Here is a 24168-nt window from a genome sequence, read left to right on the forward strand (position 1 = left end):
TTCAACAAAAACGCCGACCCCAAAATTCTTGACCTACCCGGCCCTGCCTGGATAAACCAACCCAAGGAAACACCCGAAAAACAAGCAGCCTAACTCCCGCTGGTACCGCCCGACTTGAAAAATTCCGTACAAGCGCTTCCGGAGAGTCAACTACACTCCGACTGTTATCTCGGAAAATACTGATTTCATTCTGTATGAAGAAACGGGCTTACAGCAAGCCGTCTCATTGCTGAAGGCAGCGAAGCGAGAGCTGGAACTCGCTGAGGAAACTAAGAAGTCAAAACTCTTCAACGTCGTCGAGGAAATCATCGAGGTAAGCGACAAAGGTACCGGCTCGACTGGTCGGATTTTCATTGTTCATGGCCACGATGATGCAAAGAAATTTCAGCTCGCGCGTTTCCTGAAAGACCTTACAGGCCACGAACCCGTGATCCTTCACGAACAGCCTAATAAGGGTGCAGTCCTTATCGAGAAGCTGGAAGCAAGCGCTGAAGTGACTGGATTCGCCGTTGTACTCCTGACCGCCGACGACACAGGCAAAGCAAACAGAGAAGAGAAATACAAACCTCGCGGGCGACAGAACGTTGTATTTGAGTTGGGATTCTTCATAGCTGCCCTGGGTCGTTCCAACGTTGCCGTTCTAATGGAGCCTGGCGTCGAAGAACCGGGCGACGTTACAGGGTTGGTGTATACGCCACTTGACGCCGCTGGTGCATGGAAATCAGCACTTGCCACAGAGATCGACGAAGCAGGGATTCCTGTCGAGTGGAGGGCTTTGAAGCGGTAGCAGTCCAGCCCATCGATGGAACCTACCCGAGCTGAAGCACTAGCCAGGAAACGAAACCCCCGAGTCAACACCATGAGTCGGGGTTTCCTGGCTCTTCCGAATCCAGAGTGTAGTCAGGGCTCAGGGCTCTGGATATGGGAGGGGGCGTGGTTTGCTGGTTCGTTGATTTTTCGGGGAATTTGTCATCAAGAGTGCGCGGAATCAAAGCCTCTTTGTGAGAAAATAAATGTTGGTTGAAAGTCGTCGTTGTGAGCAACGATCCGCGGATTTACGCGGAATCGCGCTGCCAATTTGGTCTCAAACCGCAATTTACCCCACATGTAAAATCTCACCATATCCAGAGTCCTGGGGCTGCCGCGTGAGAATTCTGGGGCGGAAACATCGTTTCGGCGTGAGTGAGAGCTGGGTGGTTTTGGGCTGCTCGGGTGGCTTGGCTCGGTTAGTTTCTGCTTGGAGTCGCAGGATCGTGATCGCGATGTTGTGCAGGGAGACCGTTTTCAATAGTCCAGTGATCTCGGATAAGCGCTGCCCCCTAACAGAGGGACGGGTTGCTGCGTGATCCGCAGACGCCGCTAAACGACACACAAAAGACTGTCCATTATCGGTCGATTCTGAGACGAGTCAAGTGCCCGGCGGCGCGCCGATCAAAAACCGTCCACAACCCGTCTCACAACAGACCGAGCAAACCCCGATGTTGTGAGACGGTTATGTGACATTAGATGAGTAGCAGCCTGTGGCTGTCCGCGGATCCCAGTTTTGCGCCGGCCAGCAGACCCGAAAGCTCGGGGGGCGGACAAGGAGTGCATCAATATGCTCTCAACTTGCCCGCCCCGTGTTACTGGTATTGCTGTGTCCGTCTCCTCCTACTTGACGGTCCGGTACTACTGCTACTGCTGGTGTTGCTCTGGTCCTCTCAAGCTGTCCGAGGACCAGGTGTTGCTGTGTCCGCCTCCTCCTGCTTGACGGTCCGGTACTACTGGTGCTGCTACTGCTGGTATTGCTCTGGCCCTCTCAAGCTGTCCGAGAACCAGGTGTTACTGGTATTGCTGTGTCCGCCTCCTCCTGCTTGACGGTCCGGTACTACTGGTACTGCTACTGCTGGTGCTGCTCTAGCCGTCTCAAGCTGTCAACGGCTAGGAATTACTGGTACTGCTGGTGTAGCTCTGGCCCTCTCAAGCTGTCGACGACCAGATATTACTGCAACGGTACTTCCCCCTCTACAAAAAACAACTACAACCACTGTGGGCGGGGGAACTTCCGTTCACTATTTTCTTACGAGAAAAAATATAGCCACTCTCTGAAATCTCGTCAAGTCAACATGGGGCGGTCTAAGTTAAGACGCCTCTACCCTTGGCACGAGACCTACCTGGTAGCTCCCAGCCGCTGGGCAGCACGTCATCAAAGACCCCTACCTTACCGGTTGACCCCGACCCCTCCCTCGTTCCTGAGCTACTAGCGGCTCCGGCCCTTATGCAGGGGTTTTCACCGCACCGGTTCTCCCGCACGACTTGCGTGCCCTGGACGTCTTCCCGGAGACCTTGACCACCACCGCGCTAGGCAAGATTCCCGGGCCTTGATCGGCACTCAACCGCTTCCTGCGCAGCCTCCCCAAAGGCCACGCCGTCAAAACAGGCAGCCACCCCTTCACCTCGCACGGCCAGGTCATACTTGAGGCCAGCCTCATCACGCAGCACTTCGCATCAACCCGTTCTCTTCGGCCGCGTTCTACTAAAGCCTCTGGTCTCCCGGACGGCTTCAACCAACACCAGAGTTACCTGCCCCGTTACCACCCCTCCCGCAAAGCGTTCACTTGCGGGGCTAGTTCCGCCCCCATCAGGGTGGGTTCGGTCGCAGAGGAACTACTTAGCATGAATTTCAGCAGTGTTCTTCCTCCTACCCCTGGCAGTGCGCCGTCACTGCTGCAGCACCGCATGCCAGCATCGCAGCATCACTGCGGAATCCCCGGCTGCGCGGGTGAAGCGCGGCTACGCCCCGTGATGTTCCGTCAGTAGTTCCGCCAGCGATTCCAGATTTGCCCGGACACTCCGTGCCTGGGCCCGCTGCACAAAGGGGTCTGCCAGTCGACCGAAGACGCCACCTAAGCCCGACGCCGCGTCGATGCGGTAGGTGAACCGGGTCCCACCCTCCACCGCCTCAAAGGAGTTCGTGATCGTGAAGGAAAGTTTACCTTCAACGGACCGGTTGACGACCCGACGGGGCGCTTCAAATTCGGTCACTTCGGTAGTCCAGTCAAAGGAGCGGCCCATGATTTTGCTGGTACCGCTGGAACGAACCCCCATACCCATCGGCTCGCTCCCGATCTGGGCCGCTTGAGCGACGGAGGAGTCCCACACGGGGGTGTTTTTGGTGGCAGTAATAAAGTCGAAGACCTCCTGCTGCGGCCGGGCGATGAATACGTTCTCTTCGATCACAGGCATGGGAACTCCTTGGGAGCGCCTGCCGCTGGCTCGGCTCGGCCGGTGGCCAGGTATGGCGTCATTATCTTCCCAGGCCGACGGCTTGTCAATGCCCCGGGTGCCCTAAGCGAGCATCTTGACGGTGATGATTCCCCGGGTGCCCCGGTGCCCTCGCTACCTTGCTGAAAAGTCCGACCCGATACTTACCGGTCGTGTCACCTTCCGACGCACTTGTCGGTGGAAGTTCCCTCCGTCGGGTCAGGTTAGGGTGGCGTGTGAAAAGTGAAATATCCGACGCTAAGCCTACGCGGCGTCCGGTACGATCGTTCGCAAAACATTGGCTGAGATCTCACCCAGGTCAGCAAATACAAGGGCCCACCATGTAACGGTTGCCGTGGACGCACCAACGCAACGCATGCCTACCTTCGCGATACACGACCCTGAGGCATCCCCCCGGAGGGCAGCGCTTCTTACCTATGAGCGGACCCGATCACCGCGGCCCACGGCTAACTTCTGGTGGCATATTCGCGCTAACGCCGGATATTCCACTTTTTCACAGGCCCCCTCTGGCAGCGGCCCAGCTCTCGCGTGAACCCCCACCGCTGAGTGCTGTGCTGTTCGTGTTGGGAATCCGGTACGAACAGCACAGGCGCAGGGCCAAGTTCCTAAGATGGGAGATGTGGTGGCAGATTCTCCCGGGGTGGTTCTTCAGCAAAATTTTCCAGACGAACCCCGTCGCTACGTCTACTCCCGGCCGGCCAGCCGACCGGCCATACCGTGCGGGAGCCTCTGCGCAAGATTCAAAAGATCATCAAGGAGATAAATCCATGACCCAAGACGAGCAACAACAGCGAGCACTTCTGAACGATCACCTAGAGCGAGTACAAGCCCGCGTGGACAAACTCGAAGCTGACCTCATCGCTGTGGTTCATACCCGCCGCAACCAGTCCGACGATGATGAACACGATCCCGAAGGTGAAACCCTTTCTTCCCTGTGGTCCATGCAGGCAGGCCTCCTTGAAGCCGCACGCGCAGATGCCAGTCAGGCCAAAGACGCAATGCAGCGCCTCGAGGCAGGCACCTACGGCATCTGCATCTCCTGCCTCGAGCCCATCCCCATCGGCCAACTCGAAGTACGCCCCTTTAGAGAACGCTGCGTGCCCTGCACAAACTCAACACCCACCACCGCCCGAACACGCAGAGAGTGAAACCAACTCAAAGTACACGATCGGGCAGCCCAACGCCCAGACATGAACGATCCATCCTGACCCCTTGCACCCCGAGCCATCACTTACGTTCAGGTCGTCTTTGTCCCCGACAGCTCTGCCATAACATCAGGAAACGATAAGTTTGCAGCCTGTACCTATCGACAAGACTTTTCTATGCTCGCCCAACCCCACCTGGGACTATTTGAGCCAGAGATGACGCTAGCAACGCCCCTTCTCGAAACTGGCCCCACCCACCGGCGGCGATACCGCCCTCCAGCGGCGAAAGAACACCACCACTCTTAAACAAAAACCACACACAAGCACCCCAGCCCCAATCAAACTGCCATAATCAGACCTTCAGAGCAGCATAGAGATGACCCGCTTCGTGGAGCAGGTCCACTGGACGCGAGCCCGCAAGATCCGTCGATGGAGTGAGCATCCAAGCAGTGAAATAATTGTGAGGGACCCTCAGTGTCATGGCATGGCCAAACAAACCAACAACTACCGGATGCAGCGAGCCACCAGGCACGAATTGAAACCCAGGACAATAGGTCTCCCCCTCGATGAAAACACGCACCAGTTTCCGCAGCACCAATTCCCAGTCCGCTGCCCTACCTTCATACCTACGCGTGACCTGCACCAAGGACGGCAATGAGAACTCCACATCAATCCGGTGCCAGATCGATGCATCGATCAGCCCGCCCATCACCGGTGTTCGTGGCTGCTCAGCCTTCACAATCGGCACAGTAACTTGCACCGTCTTTTCGGCGAGCCAGCTGTGAGCGGTGGTGGACCAAGAAACAAGATGAACACGTGAACTCGTCACCAGCTAATGGAACAACCTCAACGATAAGTTCTTCATCAATGAACTCCCCTCCAGGGCCTTGGCCTTCCTCGAGGTCATCGGTTTCATCAAGTTCCCGAACAGCACTATGGGCATCCGGAGCTTTAGCAGAGTGGAGGACTGCAAGGGAACGCTCCTGAGATTCCTTAACGTCAGATCGTAATTCATCGTAATCAGTAGCCACAGCAGCCCATCTCATTTCTCACACACTATTAGTCGAGGGAACGATACATGATGTTGGCCGCATTCCCTAGCCACCAGCGGGCTGTCAACCCACCACCAAGATACGCGCCACCGAACCCGGCATCAAAAGGAGACGCGCTTGCTCAATCAGACTCTTATTCGAGTTTTGCGTTCATGCGTGTCTTACTCGCCGTAGCGTTCGGTGAGTGCCGGCCAGATGATACTTTCCAAGAGCTTCTGCTGGCTGATGTCTTCGACTTCGGCTGCTTGGCTAAGGAGTTGCTGCTGGCTAGCCGTCATTCGGAAGTTGTATCCGGTAACTTTAGGTTCTTTGTGCTTGCGGACGACTCGGGCAGGTGGTGTTGCCGCCGTCTCGCGTGGTTGTTCTGCCATGTTGCCGAATGCTTCAATTTCCTGCTCGGTTGCTTGTGTTGGGCGAGGGCGGGGCTTTACCATCCCATGACCTCCTGGGTGAGAAGCTGAATTTCAGCTTTGGCTTTCGGGTCTTTCATTTCCACCACTCCCCTACCGTCGTCCAGACACTTTTGGCCCAGTACTCCTGAACGTGTCGCCAGGGGCAATCACGCGTCTGGTTGGGGTTCACCCCAACCAGAGGTCCAATATGGTGCCAAAATCCGTCAGGTTAGACTCCATATCTCGTTTTCTGGACACCGTAGCCCACGAATCTAAGAACTCAACCTGACGCAATGACAGACCCGAAAAATCCCTTGAAGTAAGCGGAGTTTTTCACAGCATCGCCCCTCATAGCAGCTATAGGAGTACTGGGCCCAGTATGGATGTGGTGACGACCAAGGGCGAACCGGCCACGCCGTCAACGATCATCAGCGAGGACTTGCTTCTGCGAGTCTTCGTGTACGACGAGCAAATTGGGTTCTGGCTCTATCCGCCCGAAGATACCAACGGATTCATAGCCCGTTTGCGTAGAGAATTGCAGGATTTCGTTGCGGAGAGTGGGTTTGGTTGGGGAGAGCTTCGCGGGTAGTGTCCCGCAGACCGTTCCGCCAAAAGTCATAGAGTTGGGTTATCCCCAAGTGCGGAAGGCGACATTTCGTTGACTAATAGTTTGGTGCTTCTACTTGGCAGATTGGCACAGGTTCTGGACGACTATGCGGTTGTATCTGGTGAGGATCGTCTAGATGTCTCCCGGCTGCTCATCTCCCCCTGCGACAGCAGTGAGCAGTTCGTGTTTATGGATACTCCGGCCCAAATCGTTGATCACGTCCTGGCATTCGAACACGTACCGTTGTGGGATCCCAAGGTTGATACTGAGGACGACGGTCGCTGGAGGTTGTTCGCCGCTCACATCAAAGAGGCTATCGAAACGGCAGACACAAACCAGCGCATGCTCGTTCTCGTTGAAGGCGGCGTGTCCGCTCGACGAACGGCGTGATATGTCTGTCACTACATCGCAGAAACTGCCGGCCCAACAGGATGCTGCGGCGGGTGGGTCGTCCTGGGGGCGCAGCTCTGTCCCGGTTATGCTTCCCCTGCGGGAATTCTCGCGATACCGCAAATAGTCCTGCTGGACGGACCAGGTGTCAGAATTGCAGTTTTCCTGGAATCAATCGTCTCCCGATGGCCGTGAGATCGAACATGAGATTCACGACTTCGCCCAACGGATCACGCGGGTCAGGGACAAGCCATTCACGCATCCTGCTCTCCAATTCGCGACCGCGTTCCGGCCACTTGTTGAGCCCCTGAATATCGTAGTTGCCTACTTCTAGAACGCCTTCGCTGCAAAATCTGAGCACCCACAGAATTGAGTCTTCTCGGGGCGCCGCCGAGCCTGCTTCACGAAATAGTTGCATAACCTCTGCGAAGCGGATCCAGTCTCTCCAACCTCGAGAGAGTAGCTCTAGATCAAATTCTGAAGTATGCAATTGCTCCCCCAACTACCTCGGTTAACGTAAAACATGGTTCCGCAAAGCCTACAACGCGACTATCTCCAGTTTGAGCACAGCTTTTCGCACGTCGACACCCCATAGGTGGCACAAGAACTTGCACTGTCCCGCAAAGCGTTCCCCATGCGGACAGACTTTGACTAGATCCAATCAACAAGCCGCAGGTCAGGGTCTACCGGATACACACACCCTTACCTTAAGATTTCGTCCGTAGGCGACCCTTTTCTTCGTCATAATGAAGCTCTTCACGGCACGGGCATCAGTTCAGTGCGCTACAACGGGCCAAAACTTCGATTCCCCACCGGATCAACCCAGCTCTGTGACATGTATTCGAGTTGTGCCCGCAGGGATGGAGGCCGGTCAATGTGGTGGCGGAAATCTCGGCGTGCATAGTGGGAAAAATATCCAGGAAGCACAAAGACGCTGGTCATGAGGATAAGAACCAACACATAAACGGCTGCGGCGCTGGCAATTCCTTTGGCGCCCATATGAAACCAGGGATCCAGCGCAAAGCTGGCAAGAGCGATGAAAATTGCTGAAAGAAAAATTGCCGCACCTACGCCGGCAGAAATGGTCACTGCAGCACGCGAGAGCATGGGCGATTTTCCGCTGGCAACCTTTGAAATTTTGAGCTTTGAAACCAGTGGGCACAGCACCATGAGCAAAATGGCAACAACGATCAGGAGCGCCCATAGCCAGATGATCTGGGGCTGCCACACTGCGAGCAACAAGGCGATTGGGCTGCTGCGTGAATTTCGGACAGCGGAGTTAGTGTTTTCTCTTACGCTGCCTGGTGCGGCTGTTGGTAACTGTAGTGGACATCGTTGGGGTATTGGTAATCGAGGGCCGAATGGCGTCGCCGGCTGTTGTAGAACCCTTCAATGTAGCGGATAACGTCCTTGCGGGCCTGCTCTTTCGTGGCATACACGGTGCGGTAGACACGCTCGTTTTTCAGGGCTGAAAAGAAGGATTCCGCGGCGGCGTTGTCCCAGCAAACCCCGGTCCGGCCCATGGAAGAAAGCATGTTCAAGTCCTTGACAAGGGTCCGGAATGAGGCGGAGGTATAGACGCTGCCGCGATCTGAGTGCCAGGTCGCGCCGGGGGTGATCAGGGTGGTTGCTGCCGCGTTGCGCAACGCGGTCTCGACGAGCTCGGCGCGCATGTGATCGGCGATGGCCCAGCCGACGACACGTTTGGAATAGCAGTCAATGACGGTGGCCAGATATACGAATCCCTGCCACGTGTGGATGTAGGTAATATCGCCAATAAATTTGAGTCCGGGAGCGGTCGCGGTGAAGTCGCGCTTGACCAGATCCGGGATCAACGAAGCGGCTTCGGCATCGGCTTCTGTGGTCTTTCTGAAGGGCCGCGGCTGACACGGGACCAGCTTTTGATCGCGCATGATTTTGCGGACCAGCTCGGGGGAACACTCGATGCCGGCAGCTGCCAGGTCGGCGTGAATGCGCTGGTAACCGTACGTGCCGTCGGAATCCTTGAAGAAGCCCTGATACGGGCTGCAAGCGCGTCCCTGCGGGCTGCTGTGGCCGATTGTGGGCGTTTGAGCCAGTGGTAGAAGCCGGAGGTGGAGACGGCCAGCCAGGCGCACATCTTCACCAAGGAGTTCGTCTCAGCGGGGTCGTTTCGTTGGGATTCAATGTATTCATACTTGCTCACTATCGCTGCTCCCTCGCGAAGTAAGCGCTGGCTTTTTTCAAGAAAAGATTCTCTGCCCGCAACTCCTGATTTTCCCGCTCAAGCTCCTTCAACCTGGCCAGCTCGGCACCGGTGGCCGCGGTGTCAGGATCGGCATGGGTTTCACGGTATTTGATCAGCCACCGGCGCAGGGTCTCGGCGCCGACCCCATAGGACTTGGCAACATCCACCACGGGCTTGGAGGTACTGATGACTTCACGGCAAAGCTCATCCTTGAAGTCCTGGGTATAGGAACGACGCGATCTTGATGCAGACATGCTGCTGGTCTCTCTTTCAGTAGAACCCCCATTTTAAGAGGGCCCACTGTCCTAAATATCCACAGCAGTCCAGATGCCAAGTCCAACGACGCCCACGCCGGCGCACGCTGCAGCGAAACCGCGCCACTGTCCAAAACTCCAGGCCATGTCACGGAGGGCTGAAGGAGTGTCTCGGGGGGAGAACTTGGCCACATCCGACTCAAGCCAATATTGAAGTGACCGTTGAGGGGTTGATGATTGCAAATAGTTGAAGCTCAATGAACGTCCTTGGTTGTCGCAATATGTTCCGGAGCGCGGTGGTTTGCTGCAGCTTCACCCTATCCGCTGTGTACCACCCCTCGTCTCCTACCCATTTACAGCACGCTTCAAACATTGCGGGCCGCGTTGGCCGAACTCGAGCGCTACATGATTCGTCGACGGACCATGGCCGGCCTCGCAGCCGCCCATACCAGACGAGCCAAAGGAGAAAGCGACACCCAGATCGCCAAAGCACTTGGCATCTCCCGAGCATCCATCTACCGTCACTTCCCATCAGCACTACCTGAACCATCCCACCAAACAGATTCCTTAGCGCCAATCACCGTTCCACTACACACCAGACCCCAAGGCCCCGTTCTGATCCATACTCGAGACGGAGTTCTCCAACCGCAGCACCTGGCCCATCTTCCAGGAAGCCACGAGAGCTACAGGATGCTGGATTGTGGATTTCTACAAACAGAAACGGCTCCTCTGCGCCCTGAACTACCTGAGCCAGCTAGACTTCGAACACAAACTCAAGCTCGACCAACTTCGGCCGGTAAAAGCCGCCTCACCAACCACCCACGATTCGCGGAAAACCTCCCAGGGGCACCCTTAACAGGTGTGTTCATGTGGTCCATCCTCTGGATTAGATAGAAACTAACTGCTTCTAAGGAGGGGCTGTGTCATGGTGATCTTCGTGCTTTCCCTCAATGCGCTGGTCTTGATCGCTGTCCTACTAGGCATCCAACTCTTCGGCCAAGTCGCCTTTAATCCGGCGCTTCGGGCGGTCGACGCCACCGTCTACATCCAGATAAAGCAGTCCTTCGACATCACTGCGCCAAGAATCGCCAAGCCAGTGATGCTGTTGTGTCTTGCAGCCGCCTTGGCCACCCTCGTCACCGCCTTGGTGAGCAGTTCGATGATGGTCATCGGCGCTAGCGCACTGTCCCTCAGCGCCCTCGTCATAGCCCTTCTTGCCGTTGTGCGGGGCGATCTGCCTATCAACCAAACCATGGCCAACTGGTCAGCTGAGGAACCACCGGAAAACTGGCGCGCTGTACGTACCCGCTGGGAGCGATTCTTCGCTCTACGAACCGGAGCCACCTGCCTGGCCCTAATCGCGACTGTGGTTGCGGCTCTCGCCAGCGCGACAGAGCTGAGCTGATGCCCCGGGTGATCCGCACTACGGTGACAACTTCCTGAGTTGTATTACTGATGGGGGACGTTCCTGAAAGAATTGTTTCCGTATCTTTTCAACCCACTCATTCCGGCGAGTTCAAGACCGATGCTGTTGCCTTGGCTGATTCCTCCGACCGCCCATTAGCTCTTGTAGCCGCTGAACGATCTGCCATTTCATCAGCTAAGCCAGATGTGATGCTCAAAATTTCAACGCCGTACCTACCTAGACAAGCGGACGCTTCGCGAACGCCGTGCCTTGGGTTCCGGATTTACCGTCGCTCACGCACCGCTTCAGGCTCGGGCACCCTTCGCCAGTTGACCGGCCAAGGCCAGCCAAGACAAACCCGCCTCAGCTACACCAAACTGCGCAGCACTGTGGCAACGCCGTCGTCGTACACGGAGGCTGTCACCTCATCGGCGGCGGCCTTCACATGGTCTTCGGCCTGCCCCATGGCCACGCCACGGTTGGCCCAGCGCAGCATTTCAATGTCGTTGCTGCCATCGCCAACGGCCACCGTCAGCGACAGGTCGATGCCCAACGCCACACGCAGTGATTCCAAAGCGGAAGCCTTGGTCACCCCGGCTGCGGCAATGTCCAGCCAGGCACTCCAGCCAATGGCGTACGTGACGCCGCTGAGCCCGACTTCGGCGATGGCGGCCGCGAATTCCTGCGTGCTGGCCTCGGTGCTGTTGACCACAACGCGCACCGCCTTAGCGCTGAGCAGGTGGTGGAAGTCGACGCCACGAGCCTCAATGCCAAAACTGTCGTCTTGGAAGCGGGAAGTGGACAGGAAGTTCCCCTCCGCGTCCTCCAAAGCAAACCGGGCGCCGGGAACTCGCTCCTGCAGGGCTGTCAGAGCCGGCGCCGGGTCAAACGTGACTCGGTCAATAATCTCCCATCCGTTGGCCAGTGACGGGTCCAGGCGGATCGTCACGCCACCGTTGGAGCACACGCCATAGCCTTGGCGCAGTCCAATGGCTTCCACAATGGGAACCAGCGCACCCAACGAGCGGCCCGTGGCAATGATGACCTCGTGGCCGGCGTCAACAACCGCGCGGGCTGCAACACGCACGGCGTCGCTCATGATGCCGTCGTGGTCCACCAGTGTCCCGTCAACATCGAGGGCAACAAGGTATTTGGTTGTTTCATTAACCCGGTCATCGATGCCGGGGATTGCACTATTTACTGTAATTGTCATACCTCTAGTCAAACAGATGTGCCCAACAAAGGCCCAAGTGTTGGCTGTTAATACAGTGAACGCAGGATAAACATCTGTGTTTGGAAGCTACAGAACCGGGAATACTTCCATGCCGCCGAGGTACTTGCGCAGGGCTGCCGGGACCGTCACGGAACCGTCCGCATTCTGGTGTTGCTCCAGAATGGCAACGATCCAGCGAGTCGTGGCGAGCGTCCCATTCAGCGTTGCCACGGCGCGTGTGGTGCCTTTGCCGCCGTCGTCCGCCTGCTGACGCTCACGGATGTTCAGGCGGCGGGCTTGGAACGTGGTGCAGTTGGAAGTGGAGGTCAGCTCGCGATAGGCGTCTTGGGTGGGAACCCACGCCTCGCAGTCGAACTTGCGGGCCGCTGACATGCCCAGATCGCCAGCCGCCGTGTCGATGACTCGGTATGGAAGTTCCACCTTCGCCAGCATTTCCTCTTCCCAGGCGAGCAGGCGGGCGTGCTCCTCGGCTGCCTTTTCCACCGTGGTGTACACAAACATTTCCACCTTGTTGAACTGGTGGACGCGGATGATCCCGCGTGTATCCTTGCCCGAGGCGCCGGCCTCGCGGCGGTAGCAGGAGGACCAGCCCGCGTAGCGTACCGGCTCCCCCACGTTGATGATCTCATCCGCATGGTAGCCGGCCAAGGCCACCTCGGAGGTGCCCACCAGGTAGAGGTCGTCCTCTGCAAGGCGGTAAATTTCGGCGTCATGCGCCACGTCAAAGCCGGTGCCGGCCATGGTCTCCGGACGCACCAGGGTGGGCGTGATCATGGGGATGAAGCCAGCCTCTATGGCCTGGTCCATGGCCATTTGCAGCAGTGCCATCTCCAGTCGTGCGCCAACACCCTTCAGGAAGTAGAAACGTGAACCGGAAACCTTGGCGCCGCGTTCCATGTCGATGGCGCCGATGAGCTCACCGATTTCCAGGTGGTCGCGTGGGGTGAAGTCTGGGAATTCGCGTGGCGTGCCGACGGTCTTGACCACGACGAAGTCTTCCTCGCCGCCTACCGGGACACCCTTAGACACCAGGTTGGGCAGGGCCCGCACCAAGGCGTCCTGGATCCCGGCAGCCTCATCCGATGCCGTTGACGCTGCCTTGACTGCGGCAGCCAGTTCTTTCACTTCTGCCAGCAGGGCCTGCTTTTCCTCGCCCTTGGCCGCAGCTACCTTCTTGCCGAAGGCTTTTTGCTCGGCGCGCAGCGCTTCAAAGGAGCTGATCGCAGACTTGCGGGCGGCGTCGGCTGCGATGATGGAGTCCACCAGGGACGCATCGGCACCACGGGCACGCTGGCTGGCACGGTAGTTTTCGGGATTTTCGCAGAGGTCTCGTACATCGATCACCACCTAAGCCTATCCAATCAAAACAAGTTCACGAGCTAAGGTTGGAGAATCATGCCAACTGAAATTCTCGTCATCATCATTGTGGTCGTTATTGTGCTGGCCGTTGCCTTCAGCTGGCTGGGTGTGCGCAAGCTCGCGCAGAAGCACACCCGCAGCGCCGTGGCCGATTCCCCGCACAAAATACATCTGGCAAAACAGCAGGTGGTGTTTATTTACAACCCCACGAAAAGTGGGGCCGAGGCCGCCAAGACCCTCATAACGCGATCGGTCTCCAAAGCGGATTGGCCCGCGCCCATCTTCATGGAAACCAGCGTTGAGGACCCGGGCTACTCCATGGCTGCCGCTGCGCTGGAGGCCAAGGCCGACGTCGTCATTGTTGGCGGAGGCGATGGCGCAGTGCGCGCTGTGGGCCAGGTCCTGCGACACACCGAAGTGCCGCTTGCCATCATCCCCCTGGGCACTGGAAACCTGCTGGCCCGCAACCTCAAGCTTGACATCACTGACATTGCCGGCTGCGTCCAGACCGCCTTGTTTGGACATCAGCGCCACATCGATGCAGGTTTGATGGAAATTGAGGACGGGGTCACCGGTTCCACTTCAAAACATTCATTCATGGTCATCGCCGGGCTCGGCATGGACGCAGACGTCATGAACGACACCAGGTCCAAGCTCAAGGAACACGTGGGGTGGCTGGCCTACAGCGAAGCGGGGCTGCGTCATCTTGCCGGGCCGCGCAAAAAGGTCAGCATAGCGCTCGACGACGAGCCGACCCAGCAGCGCAAGGTCCGATCAGTGCTGTTCGCCAACTGCGGTCTGCTACCGGGTGGCATTGACTTTGTGCCCGGCGCCTTGATTGACGACGGCGTGCTGGACGTTGTGGTGATCAGCCCCCGCAGCGCCTTTGGCTGGATGGCAATGGCCGGAAAGGTAGTTTTTCAGCACAAGAACCATCTGCCGGTCATTGACTTTTACCGTTCCAAGAAACTCATCATCCGCACGGTTATGCCGGTGGAGACACAGATTGACGGAGACCCAACGGGACCTGCCACGTGTGTCAAGGTAAGCGTGGAGAACAAGGCCGTGCTGGTGCGCGTGGCCTCGCCAGACGCCCTCCTGTAGAAACCAGAGGGCTGCGCCGGAAGAGGATTAGTCCGTTTCGGGGCGTTTCGACTGCTCCTGAATGAGGCGTTCCTCTTCGTCAAAGCGCAAGTCATTGGCGTCGTCGCCCTCGTCCCCCACAGAGGTGTCCTTGTCATCTCCCGTTCCGGGGTTCACGATGGTTCCCTCTTGGCGTTCATTCTTGCCTGCGTTCACATCCATGGTTGCCTCGCCTCTTCCTTGCTGGGGCAGTTTTCATCTCTCCAACCGAATGTTTTGTGGAGTTATGCAAAGCATAGGCTCGCATGTGCCCAAGCGAAAGGGATTCTCCAGATGAGAATGCACTCCTGGATTGGACGATCCGGTACTTAGCCGGTCAGGCCGTCAACCCATGCTGTGGCGTCGGCGAAGGCGGTGTCCGAGTTGTAAGAGCGGATCAAGGGCGGTTGCTGGTCAGCGCGGGGGTAAGAGCCCAAGAAGCGGATGCCCGGGCTCACCCGATGCAGTCCGCGCAGCGCATCAGCAACCCGGGCGTCACGGATATGCCCATCCACGTCGACACTGAACGTGTAGTGGCCCAGGAACTGGCCCGTGGGCCGGGACTCGATCCGGCTCAAGTTCACCCCACGGCTGGCAAATTGTTCCAGAATGGCCATCAACGCGCCGGGATGGTCCTCTGGCAACGGAATCGCCAACGTGGTCTTGTCCGCCCCTGTCGGCTCGGGCAGTAAGCCGGGCTGGCCCACCAGCACAAACCGGGTGACTGCACCAATATTGTCCTCAATGCCGGCGGCAAGGATGCTGAGCCCCGTCTGCTGGGCCACAAGTGGCGCACACACTGCAGCCTGGAAAGTGGGGGTGCCGGTCAACAGCTGGTGGGCGGCAGCCGCCGTCGAATTTGCCGGAACATGTGCGGCCAGTGGCAGGTGTTCGCCGAACCAGTCGCGAGTTTGTGCCCATGCATGCGGATGCGTGCCCACGGCAGTGATGTCTGCAAGACCTACCCCCGCCTTGGCCACCAGCACGAAGCTCACCGGCACCACAACTTCATGGAGGATCCGCAGTTCCACACCGTTGGAAATGGCGTCCAACGTTGCAGGAACCCCACCTTCAATGGAGTTCTCGATCGGCAGCATGGCCGCAAACGCTTCCCCGTTGCGGACTCTGGCGAGGGCAGCCGCCGCACTAGTTGAAGGAATCCGCTGAGCGCCGGCGGCACCGGGGACCTGCAACAGGGCAGACTCCGTGAACGTCCCCTCCGGCCCGAGGAAAGTCAGGGGCAGGGCGGAGTCAAGGGGCACAGAAGTCATGGGTGGCCTGTCAGTTGAAATGGGCGAAGGGCTAGAGAACGCGCGGGGTTTCACCGTTTGAGGAAATCATCGGCTTGTCTGCTTCAAACCATGCCCCCATGCCGCCAACCACGTTGAACGAGCTGTAGCCGTTTTGGGTAAGCCACGTGGCGGCGCGGAAGGAGCGCCCACCGGTGCGGCAAATGACGTACAAGTCGGTGTCGGGGTCCAGCTCCTCCAGGCGTTCCGGGAGCTGCTCCAACGGAATATGGATGGCCCCGTCCACATGCCCGGCCTCCCACTCGTAGTCTTCGCGGACATCCAAAATCACAGCGGTTCCGGACAACTCGGCAACCGTGGCATTCATGACTTCTGACATGTGTTTTCTCCTCGCAACAAAAAGACGTATTGAGTTCAAGCGTATCCCTCGCGGGGCCCGGCGCGAGCGAAGCGAGGGTTGGGAGAGGAATGCGCGGCAGCCTTGTCCAAGCAGCCCAAATATGACGAACCGTTGCAACAGTGCAAAAATTGACCCTGTGAGCTCACAAAAAAGCCCCGCCGAACAGGCCAAGGCACCTCAAATGACCCGCGATACAGCATTCTTCGGACAACCCAAGATGCTGCTGAACCTCTTCAGTGTCGAGCTGTGGGAACGGTTCTCCTTCTATGGCATGCAGGGCATCCTTGCCTACTACATGTACTACTCCGTCACCAAGGGGGCCTTGGAATTGACGAGGGCACAGCCTTGGGGATCGTTGGAGCGTACGGCGGTGGCGTGTATCTTTCCACCATCTTGGGTGCATGGGTTGCCGACCGCCTTCTCGGCTCGGAAAAAGTCTTGTTCTACAGCGCCATCTTGATCATGGCGGGCCACCTGTCACTGGCGTTTCTGCCCGGTGCGGCAGGCCTGGCAACCGGTCTGATCCTCATTGGGGTGGGCTCAGGCGGGTTGAAGGCCAACGCCACATCGCTGGTCGGAACGCTGTACGCCAAGGACGACGAGCGACGCGACGCCGGTTTCTCCATCTTCTACATGGGTATCAACATTGGCGGCTTGATTGGCCCGTTGGCCACCGGATGGCTGCAGGTCACGTGGGGTTTCCATGTTGGATTCGGTGCAGCCGCCGTCGGCATGGCCTTCGGCCTGCTGCAGTACGGGTTGACCCGAAAGAACCTGCCGGAGTCCGCACACCGCATCGCCAACCCGCTGCCCAAGTCAGAGTGTGGCAAGTTCGCGGGGGCGGCTGCAGCAGCAATCGCCCTGATCGTGGCGGCCGTGGCATTCAAGCTCATCACCGCCGAGAACCTCAAGTGGGTCATCGTCGCCGTCGTCATCATTGCAACTGTCGCCTACTTTGCCGTGATTCTGGCGAACAAGACGGTCACTGGCGAGGAACGCAGCCGCGTGTACTCCTTCATGCCGCTGTTCCTGGCCAGCGCCGTGTTCTGGTCGCTTTTCCAGCAGCAGTTCACCGTAATTGCCTTGTATTCGGACAAGCGTCTTGACCGCACCATCCTTGGCTGGGAAATTCCCGCCAGCTGGGTTTCCTCGATCAACCCGGTGTTCATCATCATTTTGGCTGGCGTGTTCGCCGCGGTGTGGACCAAGTGGGGACCGCGTCAGCCGGGCACGCCGGTGAAGTTCTCCGTGGCCTTGGTCGTCATGGGATTGGCGTACCTGTCCTTCATTCCGTTCGCCGGGATGGCAGCGGTGCCCATGTTGGCCATCGTGTTCATTTTGATGCTGTTCACCGTCGCCGAACTGATGCTCTCCCCCGTGGGGCTCTCCTTGGCCACCAAACTGGCCCCGGCCGCGTTCCAGACGCAGATGGTGGCCTTGTTCTTCCTGTCGGTCTCCCTCGGCACGGCCATGTCAGGCGTGTTGGCCCAGTGGTACAACCCTGAGCACGAGACCCCGTACTTCCTGGTCGTCGGCCTGGTCTCCATTGGCTTTGGCGTGCTGCTGTTCCTGGCGAAGAAGCCCATCAAGACGTTGATGGCCGGCGTGATGTAGTTCTTTCTCCAAGAACGACGGCGGCACCTGTCCTTTCGCTTGATCGAAAAGGACAGGTGCCGCCGTCGTTTGCGGACGCCTAAGGCGGGTGTTCTAAAGCTGGCTGAAGTCGCTTCCGGAGCTACCCGCCAAAACAGCGAAGATGAAGATGTAAAACAGGTAAATGCCACCCCACACCAGCAAAGCCAGGTAGTTGGTGACGAGCCCGGTGATCGAAAATGCCCGGCCTTGTGGACTTTCTTTTTTCAGGCCCAAGTGTCCCAGCACGATCCCCACAATCTGGGGTGCGATCATCCACCCGAGCAAAAACAGTGAGGTCAGGCCAATGATCATGCTCGCAAGGCTCAGCCCGCGCGGGCCGCTGATGGGCATCACATAGCCTTGTCCACCCTGATAATAAGTGGGTGCCGGGTACTGGGATTGCTGGTATGGCTGCCCGTACGGGGGAAGCGGCGGATTCTGGAACTGCGGATTCTGGAACTGCGGGTTTTGGTACGGCTGGTTTTGATGCGGTGGGTTTCCTCCGCTGTACACATCCTGCGGCGCTTTGGCCGGGTACAAGGGCGGCACGGCGGGCGCGTTATAGCCCGGAGGCGTGCTGCCGGAAGGCTCCCCGCTGTAGGGCTGTGGCTGGTCCGGATGATTCGACACTCCTGGCTCCTGCAAAAATTTGTGCCCCTACGCGCGGGGAAAGAATGGCTTGGGCTGTCTTCCATCGTAATGCAGGGCCCTGAAGGGTTCACAGTTTGGGCAATGGGTGCCAATCTGCCCCTTGCTCTGGCATGCTGTGATCATGGCTAGTCGCGCGGGCACTGTTGCCCTTCCCCAGGACCTTGTTGATCTTTCTGCATTGATGGATGCTTACTATGATCTGTCCCCGGATATGGGTGACCCCGCACAACGTGTAGCCTTCGGCACGTCGGGGCACCGAGGCAGTTCATTGAAGTCATCCTTCAATGAAGGCCACATTGCCGCCATTACGCAGGCCATCGTTGAATACAGGGCCGGCCAAGGCATCACGGGGCCGCTGTACATGGGCAAAGATACCCACGCACTCAGCGAGCCTGCACAGAACACTGCCCTAGAGGTGCTTGCCGGCAATGGGGTTGAAGTGTTGATTGACGCGCGCCACGGTTACACGCCCACCCCGGCCGTCTCACACGCCATCCTCACCCACAACAAGGGCCGCACCGATGCATTGGCGGACGGCATTGTCGTCACCCCTTCGCACAACCCACCCGGTGACGGCGGCTTCAAGTACAACCCCCCGCATGGCGGCCCGGCCGATTCCGACGCAACGGGATGGATCGCCAACCGTGCCAATGAGCTGTTGGAAGCGGGCTTGCGCGGTGTGCGCCGCGTGCAGCTGCCCGAGGCCATGGCCGCATCCACGACAGGGAAGTTTGATTTCCTCTCCAGCTATGTTGACGACCTCCCCTCCGTCCTTGACCTGGACGCCATCCGTTCCGCAGGGGTGCGCATCGGCGCCGATCCCATGGGTGGGGCTTCGGTTGACTACTGGGGCGAAATTCGTGAACGCCACCACCTTGACCTGACAGTGGTCAACCCCACGGTTGACCCGCAATGGTCATTCATGACCCTTGACTGGGATGAGAAGATCCGCATGGACTGTTCCTCTCCCTCAGCCATGGCTTCCCTGATTGGCAAGCTCAGCGCGGGGGCACCGTATGACATTGCCACGGGCAACGACGCCGACGCCGACAGGCACGGCATTGTCACCCCGGACGGCGGGTTGATGAACCCCAACCACTACCTTGCCGTGGCGATCCAGTACTTGTACACGCACCGCTCGCAGTGGCCTGCCACTGCCGGAGTGGGCAAAACTCTTGTCTCTTCCTCCATCATTGACAGGGTTGCCGCAGATCTTGGCCGCAAACTCGTCGAAGTGCCGGTCGGATTCAAGTGGTTTGTTCCGGGCCTACTCTCCGGTGAGGGCGTGTTCGGCGGGGAGGAATCCGCAGGTGCCTCCTTCGTGAAGAAGGACGGCTCCGTCTGGACCACCGACAAGGACGGCATCCTGCTGGCACTGCTGGCCTCGGAAATCACCGCCGTGACGGGCAAGTCACCCTCGGTGCACTACGGTGAGCTGACCGTCCGCTTCGGGGCGCCGTCGTACGCGCGCATTGACGCCGCTGCGACCCGCGAGCAGAAGGCTGCGCTGGGCAAGCTCTCCGCCGCCGACGTCACCGCCACCACGCTGGCCGGCGAAGAGATCACCGCCAAGCTGACCGAAGCCCCCGGCAACGGTGCCGCAATTGGCGGGCTGAAGGTCACCACCGAAAACGCCTGGTTCGCAGCCCGCCCTTCCGGCACCGAGGACGTGTACAAGATTTACGCCGAGTCCTTCAAGGGCCCGGAGCATCTGGCCCAGGTCCAGGCAGAGGCGAAGGCCCTCGTGGACGGCGTCATCTCCTAAGCTCGGCGTGTTCTGGCTGGGCGGGAGCCAGCATTTTTTGTAGGCGACGTAAAGGAGACGCCCAAGGCCGCTCGCGGCCGACGCGTCGGATAGTCGCCGGAAAAATGTTGGGCCCGTCCAGCGCAACACTGACGGGAGATTAGTGGTGGGCGCCGAGTTCGTGGTCGGCGTGCCCCACCGGTTCAAGCTGAAACGTTGAGTGTTCGATGCTGATCTCGAAGTGATCGGCCACGCAGCTTTGGAGTGCGTCGAGCATTTGCGGTGCATGACCGTCGTAGAAGCATCCCGCGTCCACCACCACGTGGGCAGAGAGGATCGGCAGGCCCGTGGCAATTTGGCTGGCGTGCAGGTCGTGGACGTCGCGCACATGGTCAAGCTCCATGATGTGCTCGCGAACCTCGTCCAGGTCCAGCCCCGACGGCGTTGACTCAAGCAGCACGCTGATGGTCTCGAGCAACAACCTGACGGTACGCGGCAGGATCAGCACGCCAATGAGCATGGCCACGACGGCGTCTGCCTGCACCCAGCCCGTTGTGGAGATCACGATCGCCGCCACAATGACGGCCACGGAGCCCAGCGCGTCGTTGACGACTTCCAGGAACGCAGCCCGCATGTTGAAGTTCTTGCTGCGACCGCCCATCAAGACGAACATCGAAATGATATTGCCGGCCAGCCCGATCGCTCCGAAGACGATCATCTCGTTGGAGGCGATCTCCGTCGGATTGAACAGCCGCTGAACTCCTTCCACCAAAACCACCAGTCCCACGGCGAGAAGCACTGCGGCCTGCCCTGTTGCGGCCAGCACCTCGGCGCGGGCAAAGCCCCACGTGCGCTTGCTGGTTGCGGGGAGGACCATCAATCGCGCTGCCAGCAGAGCCATGGCAAGCCCGCCGGCGTCAGTCAGCACGTGGGCCGAGTCAAAGAGCAACGCCAACGAACCAGTCAGGATTGAACCGATGATCTGGAACACGAAAACGAGAAGGGTGATGCCCAGCGCTACGGCAATGCGCCCCTGGTGACTCTCGCCAGGAGCACCTGCATGGGAATGGCTGTGGTTATGACCGGACATGGTTCAATAGTACATTGAAGACTGAATTCATCAAATGCTGTATGGTATTGAGAATGAAGCCCATTAGCAATGCAGCGGTGCTTGCCCGCTTTGGCTACGCACTCTCGGACCCCACCCGTGCCGAGATACTCATGAAACTGGCTGCACAGCCGCAATACCCGGGAGAACTTGCAACCGAGCTGGGCGTCTCCCGGCAGAGCATGTCCAATCACCTCTCGTGCCTGCGCGAATGCGGGCTCGCCGTCGCCGTGCCTGAAGGCCGCCGATCCCGGTATGAGCTGGCCCATCCGGACTTGGCCCACGCACTCAACGACCTCCTCGGCGTCGTACTTCTAGCCAGCGAAGGCCATGTGCCGCACCCGTAGACCCGCATGCTCCTATATTCTTATCCGCGGGCCACTTACAGGCCCTGGGCGAGAGCGGAAGAGACGTAGATGAGTTTGCTGGGCACAAAATGGACAGTTCACGGGGATGGCAAGAGCATCACCCCCGGACAAGTGGTCACCCCGGATGAACGGCTGAGCTGGCCGCGAACCATTGGCATTGGCCTGCAGCACGTGGTTGCCATGTTTGGCGCCACGTTCCTGGTCCCACTGATCACGGGCATGCCGCCGGCAACCACGTTGTTCTTCTCCGGCATCGGCACCTTGTTTTTCCTGATCCTTACCCGCGGGCGCGTCCCCAGCTACCTCGGCTCAAGCTTCGCCTTCATCGCACCCATCATGGCCTCACAGCAACAATTTGGTGTATCCGGTGCACTCGGCGGCGTTGTCGTTGCAGGTGTGACACTGGCCATTTTGGGCTTGATTGTGCAAAAATTTGGCGCTTCTTGGATCAACCGACTCATGCCAGCCCCCGTGACCGGAACCATCGTTGCCCTCATCGGCTTGAATCTGGCTCCGGCAGCACGCGACAACTTTGAAAAAGCCCCCATCACGGCGCTCGCCACCCTGCTTGTGATCATTCTGGTCAGCGTGCTGTTTCGTGGAATTCTGGGCCGCTTGGCCATTTTGGTCGGCGTACTTGCTGGCTACCTCGTCGCGGTGCTGCGCCATGAAGTCGACTTCTCCCAGGTCAACGACGCCGCTTGGATCGGTCTGCCGCACTTCCAGACCCCCACGTTCCACCTAGCCGTGCTGGGACTCTTTGTTCCCGTGGTGCTGGTGCTGATTGCTGAGAATATTGGGCACGTGAAGTCGGTTGCGCTCATGACGGGCGAGGACCTTGACCCCTACGCCGGGCGTGCCATCATTGCCGACGGCGTAGCCACCACCTTGGCAGGTTTTGGTGGAGGTTCCGGCACCACCACCTATGCGGAAAACATTGGTGTCATGGCCGCCACCAAGGTGTACTCGACCGCCGCGTACTGGGTGGCTGGCATGGCAGCGCTGCTGCTGAGCTTCTCCCCCAAGTTTGGCGAGCTCATCGCCACTGTGCCCGTCGGCGTGCTCGGCGGCGCTGCAACCCTTCTTTACGGCATGATCGGTGTGCTGGGTGTGCGGATCTGGGTGCAGAACAAGGTCAGCTTCTCCAACAACATCAACCTGACAACCGCCGCGGTGGCCCTCATTGTGGGCATCGGCAACTTCACCTGGACCACGGGAAACCTCACCTTTGAAGGCATCGCTTTGGGCACCGCGGCAGCACTGATTGTGTACCACGGCATGAGTGCTCTCGCGAAGTGGCGCGGTACGGCCCCCAATCCGCTGGATCCTGAAACAGCCCAGCCGGAACCACACCTGGCAAAAGGCAACTAACCGCACCCTTTGGAAGGTTCGCAAGCGCACCTTCCAAAGGGGCTAGATGCCGTTGAGCGCCTCTGCTGTTGCCAGGGTCGTGTACTTAGCCGCCTCGGCCAACGCTGCCTCGCCCGATCCAGCAACGTCGGTGGCGCTGACGGAAGCTACCACGCCGTGCTCAGCCAGTTGCTCGGCTGTCACCGTGATTCGCCCCGCTACGACAACTACTGGAATGCCACGCACGTGGGCGGCGTCAGCCACCCCGAGGGGGCCCTTGCCAGATAGCGACTGCACATCGAGTGAGCCCTCGCCGGTGATGACGAGGTCCGCATCGTCCAGATGGGTCTCCAGATCGATCAGTGCGGCCACAAGATCAAAACCACGCTCGACGGTGGCATCGGCACAGGCCACAAACATTGACGGGAAACCGCCCGCAGCTCCTGCGCCCGGAATATTGATGTCGATCCCCATGGATGTCTGCACCACTGCCGCAAGGTTGCGAAGGCCTGCGTCGAGCAACTCGACGGCCTCTGCATCGGCACCCTTCTGCGGGCCAAACACGTGTGCGGCGCCATACGGTCCATGGAGCACATTGTCCACATCCACTGCCATGCGAACTTTCACGCCCGCTAGGCGCGGGTCCAGGCCGGTGACGTCCACGGACACCACATCCACCAGGGATCCACCGCCCAGCGGGACAAGGTTGCCTTGGGCGTCGAGCAGCTTGAGCCCCAGCGCACGCAAGGCGCCCGTTCCGCCGTCGGTCATGGCGGATCCACCCAAGCCGATAATGATTTCCACTGCGCCGGCGTCCAGCGCAGCGGCCACCAATTGGCCTGAACCGTAGGAATGTGCTCGCAGGGAATTCTCCACAGTTGGTTCACTGAGCAGGTATCCGCTGGCCTGGGCGGTTTCAATGACAGCTACTTTGCTGTCTTCGTTGAACCCCCAAACGGCGCCAACAGGCTTGAGAATGGGGCCGACCACCGAGTCCAGCCGCTCTGAAAAACCAGCAGCCACGGCGGCCTCTACCGTTCCCTCCCCGCCGTCGGCAATAGGGAGGGCCGTCACCACGGCCTCGGGATAAACCCGCAAGGCACCCTCTGCCATGGCAGCAGCGGCCTCCTGACCGGTCAGGGTTCCCTTGAATTTATCGGGGGCTATCAAGATTCGCATAAGTCCATCCTGCCATTGCGCGCCGATTGGGA

At 58.9% G+C, this 24168-nt stretch carries 24 protein-coding genes and 2 pseudogenes; 11 read left to right on the plus strand and 15 right to left on the minus strand.

Annotated features, from left to right (window positions below; all coding sequences use genetic code 11):
* Positions 1-226 precede the first annotated feature (226 nt).
* Positions 227-787: a nucleotide-binding protein gene (locus JMA46_RS02090; RefSeq protein WP_207343644.1), complete on the plus strand. Its 561-nt coding sequence runs from the start codon at positions 227-229 to the stop codon at positions 785-787.
* 1985 nt (positions 788-2772) lie between these two features.
* Here JMA46_RS02090 and JMA46_RS02095 read toward each other — a convergent pair.
* Positions 2773-3225, minus strand: a complete 453-nt coding sequence (locus JMA46_RS02095) for an SRPBCC family protein (RefSeq protein ID WP_207343645.1) — start codon at positions 3223-3225, stop codon at positions 2773-2775.
* Between the two features lie 806 nt (positions 3226-4031).
* Between JMA46_RS02095 and JMA46_RS02100 the strand changes: the two genes are divergently transcribed.
* On the plus strand, positions 4032-4412 hold the full coding sequence (locus JMA46_RS02100) for a TraR/DksA C4-type zinc finger protein (RefSeq protein WP_207343646.1): 381 nt from the start codon (positions 4032-4034) through the stop codon (positions 4410-4412).
* Between the two features lie 349 nt (positions 4413-4761).
* Here JMA46_RS02100 and JMA46_RS02105 read toward each other — a convergent pair whose 3' ends face one another.
* The 3 genes from JMA46_RS02105 to JMA46_RS02115 all read right to left on the minus strand — a co-directional run bounded on the left by JMA46_RS02105 (position 4762) and on the right by JMA46_RS02115 (position 5895).
* Positions 4762-5148 (minus strand): hypothetical protein, encoded by a 387-nt coding sequence (locus tag JMA46_RS02105; protein WP_348770023.1) that lies wholly within the window; start codon positions 5146-5148, stop codon positions 4762-4764.
* The gene (locus tag JMA46_RS02110; protein ID WP_207343647.1) at positions 5138-5440 is read right to left on the minus strand and encodes a DUF4193 family protein; all 303 of its coding nucleotides are present in this window, start codon (positions 5438-5440) and stop codon (positions 5138-5140) included. The genes JMA46_RS02105 and JMA46_RS02110 overlap by 11 nt, the downstream gene beginning before the upstream one ends.
* A 182-nt stretch (positions 5441-5622) precedes the next feature.
* On the minus strand, positions 5623-5895 hold the full coding sequence (locus JMA46_RS02115; protein ID WP_207343648.1) for a hypothetical protein: 273 nt from the start codon (positions 5893-5895) through the stop codon (positions 5623-5625).
* Positions 5896-6241: 346 nt separating this feature from the next.
* Here JMA46_RS02115 and JMA46_RS02120 point away from each other — a divergent pair, with 346 nt between their 5' ends.
* Both JMA46_RS02120 and JMA46_RS02125 read left to right on the plus strand, forming a co-directional pair.
* Positions 6242-6442, plus strand: coding sequence for a hypothetical protein (locus JMA46_RS02120; RefSeq protein ID WP_207343649.1), 201 nt, complete (start codon positions 6242-6244; stop codon positions 6440-6442).
* 69 nt (positions 6443-6511) lie between these two features.
* Positions 6512-6850 carry a hypothetical protein gene (locus tag JMA46_RS02125; RefSeq protein WP_207343650.1) on the plus strand — a complete coding sequence of 113 codons (339 nt, stop codon included), beginning with the start codon at positions 6512-6514 and terminating at the stop codon, positions 6848-6850.
* Positions 6851-7633: 783 nt separating this feature from the next.
* On the opposite strand, the gene JMA46_RS02130 is transcribed toward JMA46_RS02125, so the two are convergent.
* From JMA46_RS02130 to JMA46_RS17060, 3 genes and pseudogenes are all read right to left on the minus strand, one after another.
* A complete protein-coding gene (locus JMA46_RS02130) occupies positions 7634-7939 on the minus strand; it encodes a hypothetical protein (RefSeq protein ID WP_207343651.1) in 306 nt (101 codons plus the stop codon).
* Positions 7940-8142: 203 nt separating this feature from the next.
* Positions 8143-8967 (minus strand): IS3 family transposase, encoded by an 825-nt coding sequence (locus JMA46_RS02135; RefSeq protein WP_348770024.1) that lies wholly within the window; start codon positions 8965-8967, stop codon positions 8143-8145.
* 79 nt (positions 8968-9046) lie between these two features.
* A pseudogene (locus JMA46_RS17060) lies at positions 9047-9331 on the minus strand (transposase); the annotation flags it as partial.
* A gap of 423 nt (positions 9332-9754) precedes the next feature.
* Here JMA46_RS17060 and JMA46_RS02140 point away from each other — a divergent pair.
* Together JMA46_RS02140 and JMA46_RS02145 are read left to right on the plus strand one after the other, a co-directional pair.
* Positions 9755-10225, plus strand: coding sequence for a helix-turn-helix domain-containing protein (locus JMA46_RS02140; protein WP_247646977.1), 471 nt, complete (start codon positions 9755-9757; stop codon positions 10223-10225).
* A 31-nt stretch (positions 10226-10256) separates the two neighbouring features.
* Positions 10257-10736 carry a DUF1772 domain-containing protein gene (locus tag JMA46_RS02145; RefSeq protein ID WP_207343652.1) on the plus strand — a complete coding sequence of 160 codons (480 nt, stop codon included), beginning with the start codon at positions 10257-10259 and terminating at the stop codon, positions 10734-10736.
* 367 nt (positions 10737-11103) lie between these two features.
* On the opposite strand, the gene JMA46_RS02150 is transcribed toward JMA46_RS02145, so the two are convergent.
* Both JMA46_RS02150 and serS read right to left on the minus strand, forming a co-directional pair.
* Positions 11104-11949, minus strand: a complete 846-nt coding sequence (locus tag JMA46_RS02150; protein ID WP_207343653.1) for an HAD family hydrolase — start codon at positions 11947-11949, stop codon at positions 11104-11106.
* Positions 11950-12036: 87 nt separating this feature from the next.
* A complete protein-coding gene (gene serS / locus JMA46_RS02155; RefSeq protein WP_207343654.1) occupies positions 12037-13314 on the minus strand; it encodes a serine--tRNA ligase in 1278 nt (425 codons plus the stop codon).
* 51 nt (positions 13315-13365) lie between these two features.
* Between serS and JMA46_RS02160 the strand changes: the two genes are divergently transcribed.
* Positions 13366-14433: a diacylglycerol kinase family protein gene (locus JMA46_RS02160; protein WP_207343655.1), complete on the plus strand. Its 1068-nt coding sequence runs from the start codon at positions 13366-13368 to the stop codon at positions 14431-14433.
* 27 nt (positions 14434-14460) lie between these two features.
* Here the strand turns inward: JMA46_RS02160 and JMA46_RS02165 are convergent, their stop codons facing one another.
* The 3 genes from JMA46_RS02165 to JMA46_RS02175 form a co-directional block, all read right to left on the minus strand.
* Positions 14461-14634: a hypothetical protein gene (locus JMA46_RS02165; protein WP_207343656.1), complete on the minus strand. Its 174-nt coding sequence runs from the start codon at positions 14632-14634 to the stop codon at positions 14461-14463.
* Positions 14635-14780: 146 nt separating this feature from the next.
* Positions 14781-15722, minus strand: coding sequence for a prephenate dehydratase (gene pheA, locus JMA46_RS02170; protein WP_207343657.1), 942 nt, complete (start codon positions 15720-15722; stop codon positions 14781-14783).
* 31 nt (positions 15723-15753) lie between these two features.
* Entirely contained in the window at positions 15754-16080 is a 327-nt protein-coding gene (locus JMA46_RS02175; protein WP_207343658.1) for a rhodanese-like domain-containing protein, read from the minus strand.
* Between the two features lie 238 nt (positions 16081-16318).
* Here JMA46_RS02175 and JMA46_RS02180 point away from each other — a divergent pair.
* Positions 16319-17715, plus strand: a pseudogene (locus tag JMA46_RS02180) (oligopeptide:H+ symporter).
* A gap of 93 nt (positions 17716-17808) precedes the next feature.
* Here JMA46_RS02180 and JMA46_RS02185 read toward each other — a convergent pair.
* The gene (locus tag JMA46_RS02185; protein WP_207343659.1) at positions 17809-18366 is read right to left on the minus strand and encodes a DUF4190 domain-containing protein; all 558 of its coding nucleotides are present in this window, start codon (positions 18364-18366) and stop codon (positions 17809-17811) included.
* A 142-nt stretch (positions 18367-18508) separates the two neighbouring features.
* Between JMA46_RS02185 and pgm the strand changes: the two genes are divergently transcribed.
* On the plus strand, positions 18509-20152 hold the full coding sequence (pgm, locus tag JMA46_RS02190) for a phosphoglucomutase (alpha-D-glucose-1,6-bisphosphate-dependent) (protein ID WP_207343660.1): 1644 nt from the start codon (positions 18509-18511) through the stop codon (positions 20150-20152).
* Between the two features lie 139 nt (positions 20153-20291).
* On the opposite strand, the gene JMA46_RS02195 is transcribed toward pgm, so the two are convergent.
* On the minus strand, positions 20292-21221 hold the full coding sequence (locus JMA46_RS02195) for a cation diffusion facilitator family transporter (protein ID WP_207343661.1): 930 nt from the start codon (positions 21219-21221) through the stop codon (positions 20292-20294).
* Positions 21222-21274: 53 nt separating this feature from the next.
* On the opposite strand from JMA46_RS02195, the gene JMA46_RS02200 reads away from it, so the two are divergent.
* Both JMA46_RS02200 and JMA46_RS02205 read left to right on the plus strand, forming a co-directional pair.
* Positions 21275-21586 (plus strand): metalloregulator ArsR/SmtB family transcription factor, encoded by a 312-nt coding sequence (locus JMA46_RS02200; protein ID WP_207343662.1) that lies wholly within the window; start codon positions 21275-21277, stop codon positions 21584-21586.
* Between the two features lie 69 nt (positions 21587-21655).
* Complete coding sequence (locus JMA46_RS02205; protein ID WP_207343663.1) at positions 21656-22978, plus strand: solute carrier family 23 protein; 1323 nt, start codon at positions 21656-21658, stop codon at positions 22976-22978.
* Between the two features lie 42 nt (positions 22979-23020).
* On the opposite strand, the gene JMA46_RS02210 is transcribed toward JMA46_RS02205, so the two are convergent.
* Positions 23021-24136 (minus strand): glycerate kinase, encoded by a 1116-nt coding sequence (locus tag JMA46_RS02210; protein ID WP_207343664.1) that lies wholly within the window; start codon positions 24134-24136, stop codon positions 23021-23023.
* Between the last annotated feature and the right edge of the window lie 32 nt (positions 24137-24168).

The organism is Arthrobacter sp. E3 (genome assembly GCF_017353415.1).
In the GTDB taxonomy this organism is placed as follows: domain Bacteria; phylum Actinomycetota; class Actinomycetes; order Actinomycetales; family Micrococcaceae; genus Specibacter.

Bases quoted from the DNA above. Each gene is read 5' to 3' on its own strand.
- JMA46_RS02095 (WP_207343645.1), bottom strand. From the start codon at position 3,225: ATGCCTGTGATCGAAGAGAACGTATTCATCGCCCGGCCGCAGCAGGAG.
- JMA46_RS02100 (WP_207343646.1), top strand. From the start codon at position 4,032: ATGACCCAAGACGAGCAACAACAGCGAGCACTTCTGAACGATCACCTA.
- JMA46_RS02115 (WP_207343648.1), bottom strand. From the start codon at position 5,895: ATGGTAAAGCCCCGCCCTCGCCCAACACAAGCAACCGAGCAGGAAATT.
- JMA46_RS02140 (WP_247646977.1), top strand. From the start codon at position 9,755: ATGGCCGGCCTCGCAGCCGCCCATACCAGACGAGCCAAAGGAGAAAGC.
- JMA46_RS02145 (WP_207343652.1), top strand. From the start codon at position 10,257: ATGGTGATCTTCGTGCTTTCCCTCAATGCGCTGGTCTTGATCGCTGTC.
- JMA46_RS02150 (WP_207343653.1), bottom strand. From the start codon at position 11,949: ATGACAATTACAGTAAATAGTGCAATCCCCGGCATCGATGACCGGGTT.
- JMA46_RS02160 (WP_207343655.1), top strand. From the start codon at position 13,366: ATGCCAACTGAAATTCTCGTCATCATCATTGTGGTCGTTATTGTGCTG.
- JMA46_RS02165 (WP_207343656.1), bottom strand. From the start codon at position 14,634: ATGGATGTGAACGCAGGCAAGAATGAACGCCAAGAGGGAACCATCGTG.
- pheA (WP_207343657.1), bottom strand. From the start codon at position 15,722: ATGACTTCTGTGCCCCTTGACTCCGCCCTGCCCCTGACTTTCCTCGGG.
- JMA46_RS02175 (WP_207343658.1), bottom strand. From the start codon at position 16,080: ATGTCAGAAGTCATGAATGCCACGGTTGCCGAGTTGTCCGGAACCGCT.
- pgm (WP_207343660.1), top strand. From the start codon at position 18,509: ATGGCTAGTCGCGCGGGCACTGTTGCCCTTCCCCAGGACCTTGTTGAT.
- JMA46_RS02195 (WP_207343661.1), bottom strand. From the start codon at position 21,221: ATGTCCGGTCATAACCACAGCCATTCCCATGCAGGTGCTCCTGGCGAG.
- JMA46_RS02200 (WP_207343662.1), top strand. From the start codon at position 21,275: ATGAAGCCCATTAGCAATGCAGCGGTGCTTGCCCGCTTTGGCTACGCA.
- JMA46_RS02205 (WP_207343663.1), top strand. From the start codon at position 21,656: ATGAGTTTGCTGGGCACAAAATGGACAGTTCACGGGGATGGCAAGAGC.
- JMA46_RS02210 (WP_207343664.1), bottom strand. From the start codon at position 24,136: ATGCGAATCTTGATAGCCCCCGATAAATTCAAGGGAACCCTGACCGGT.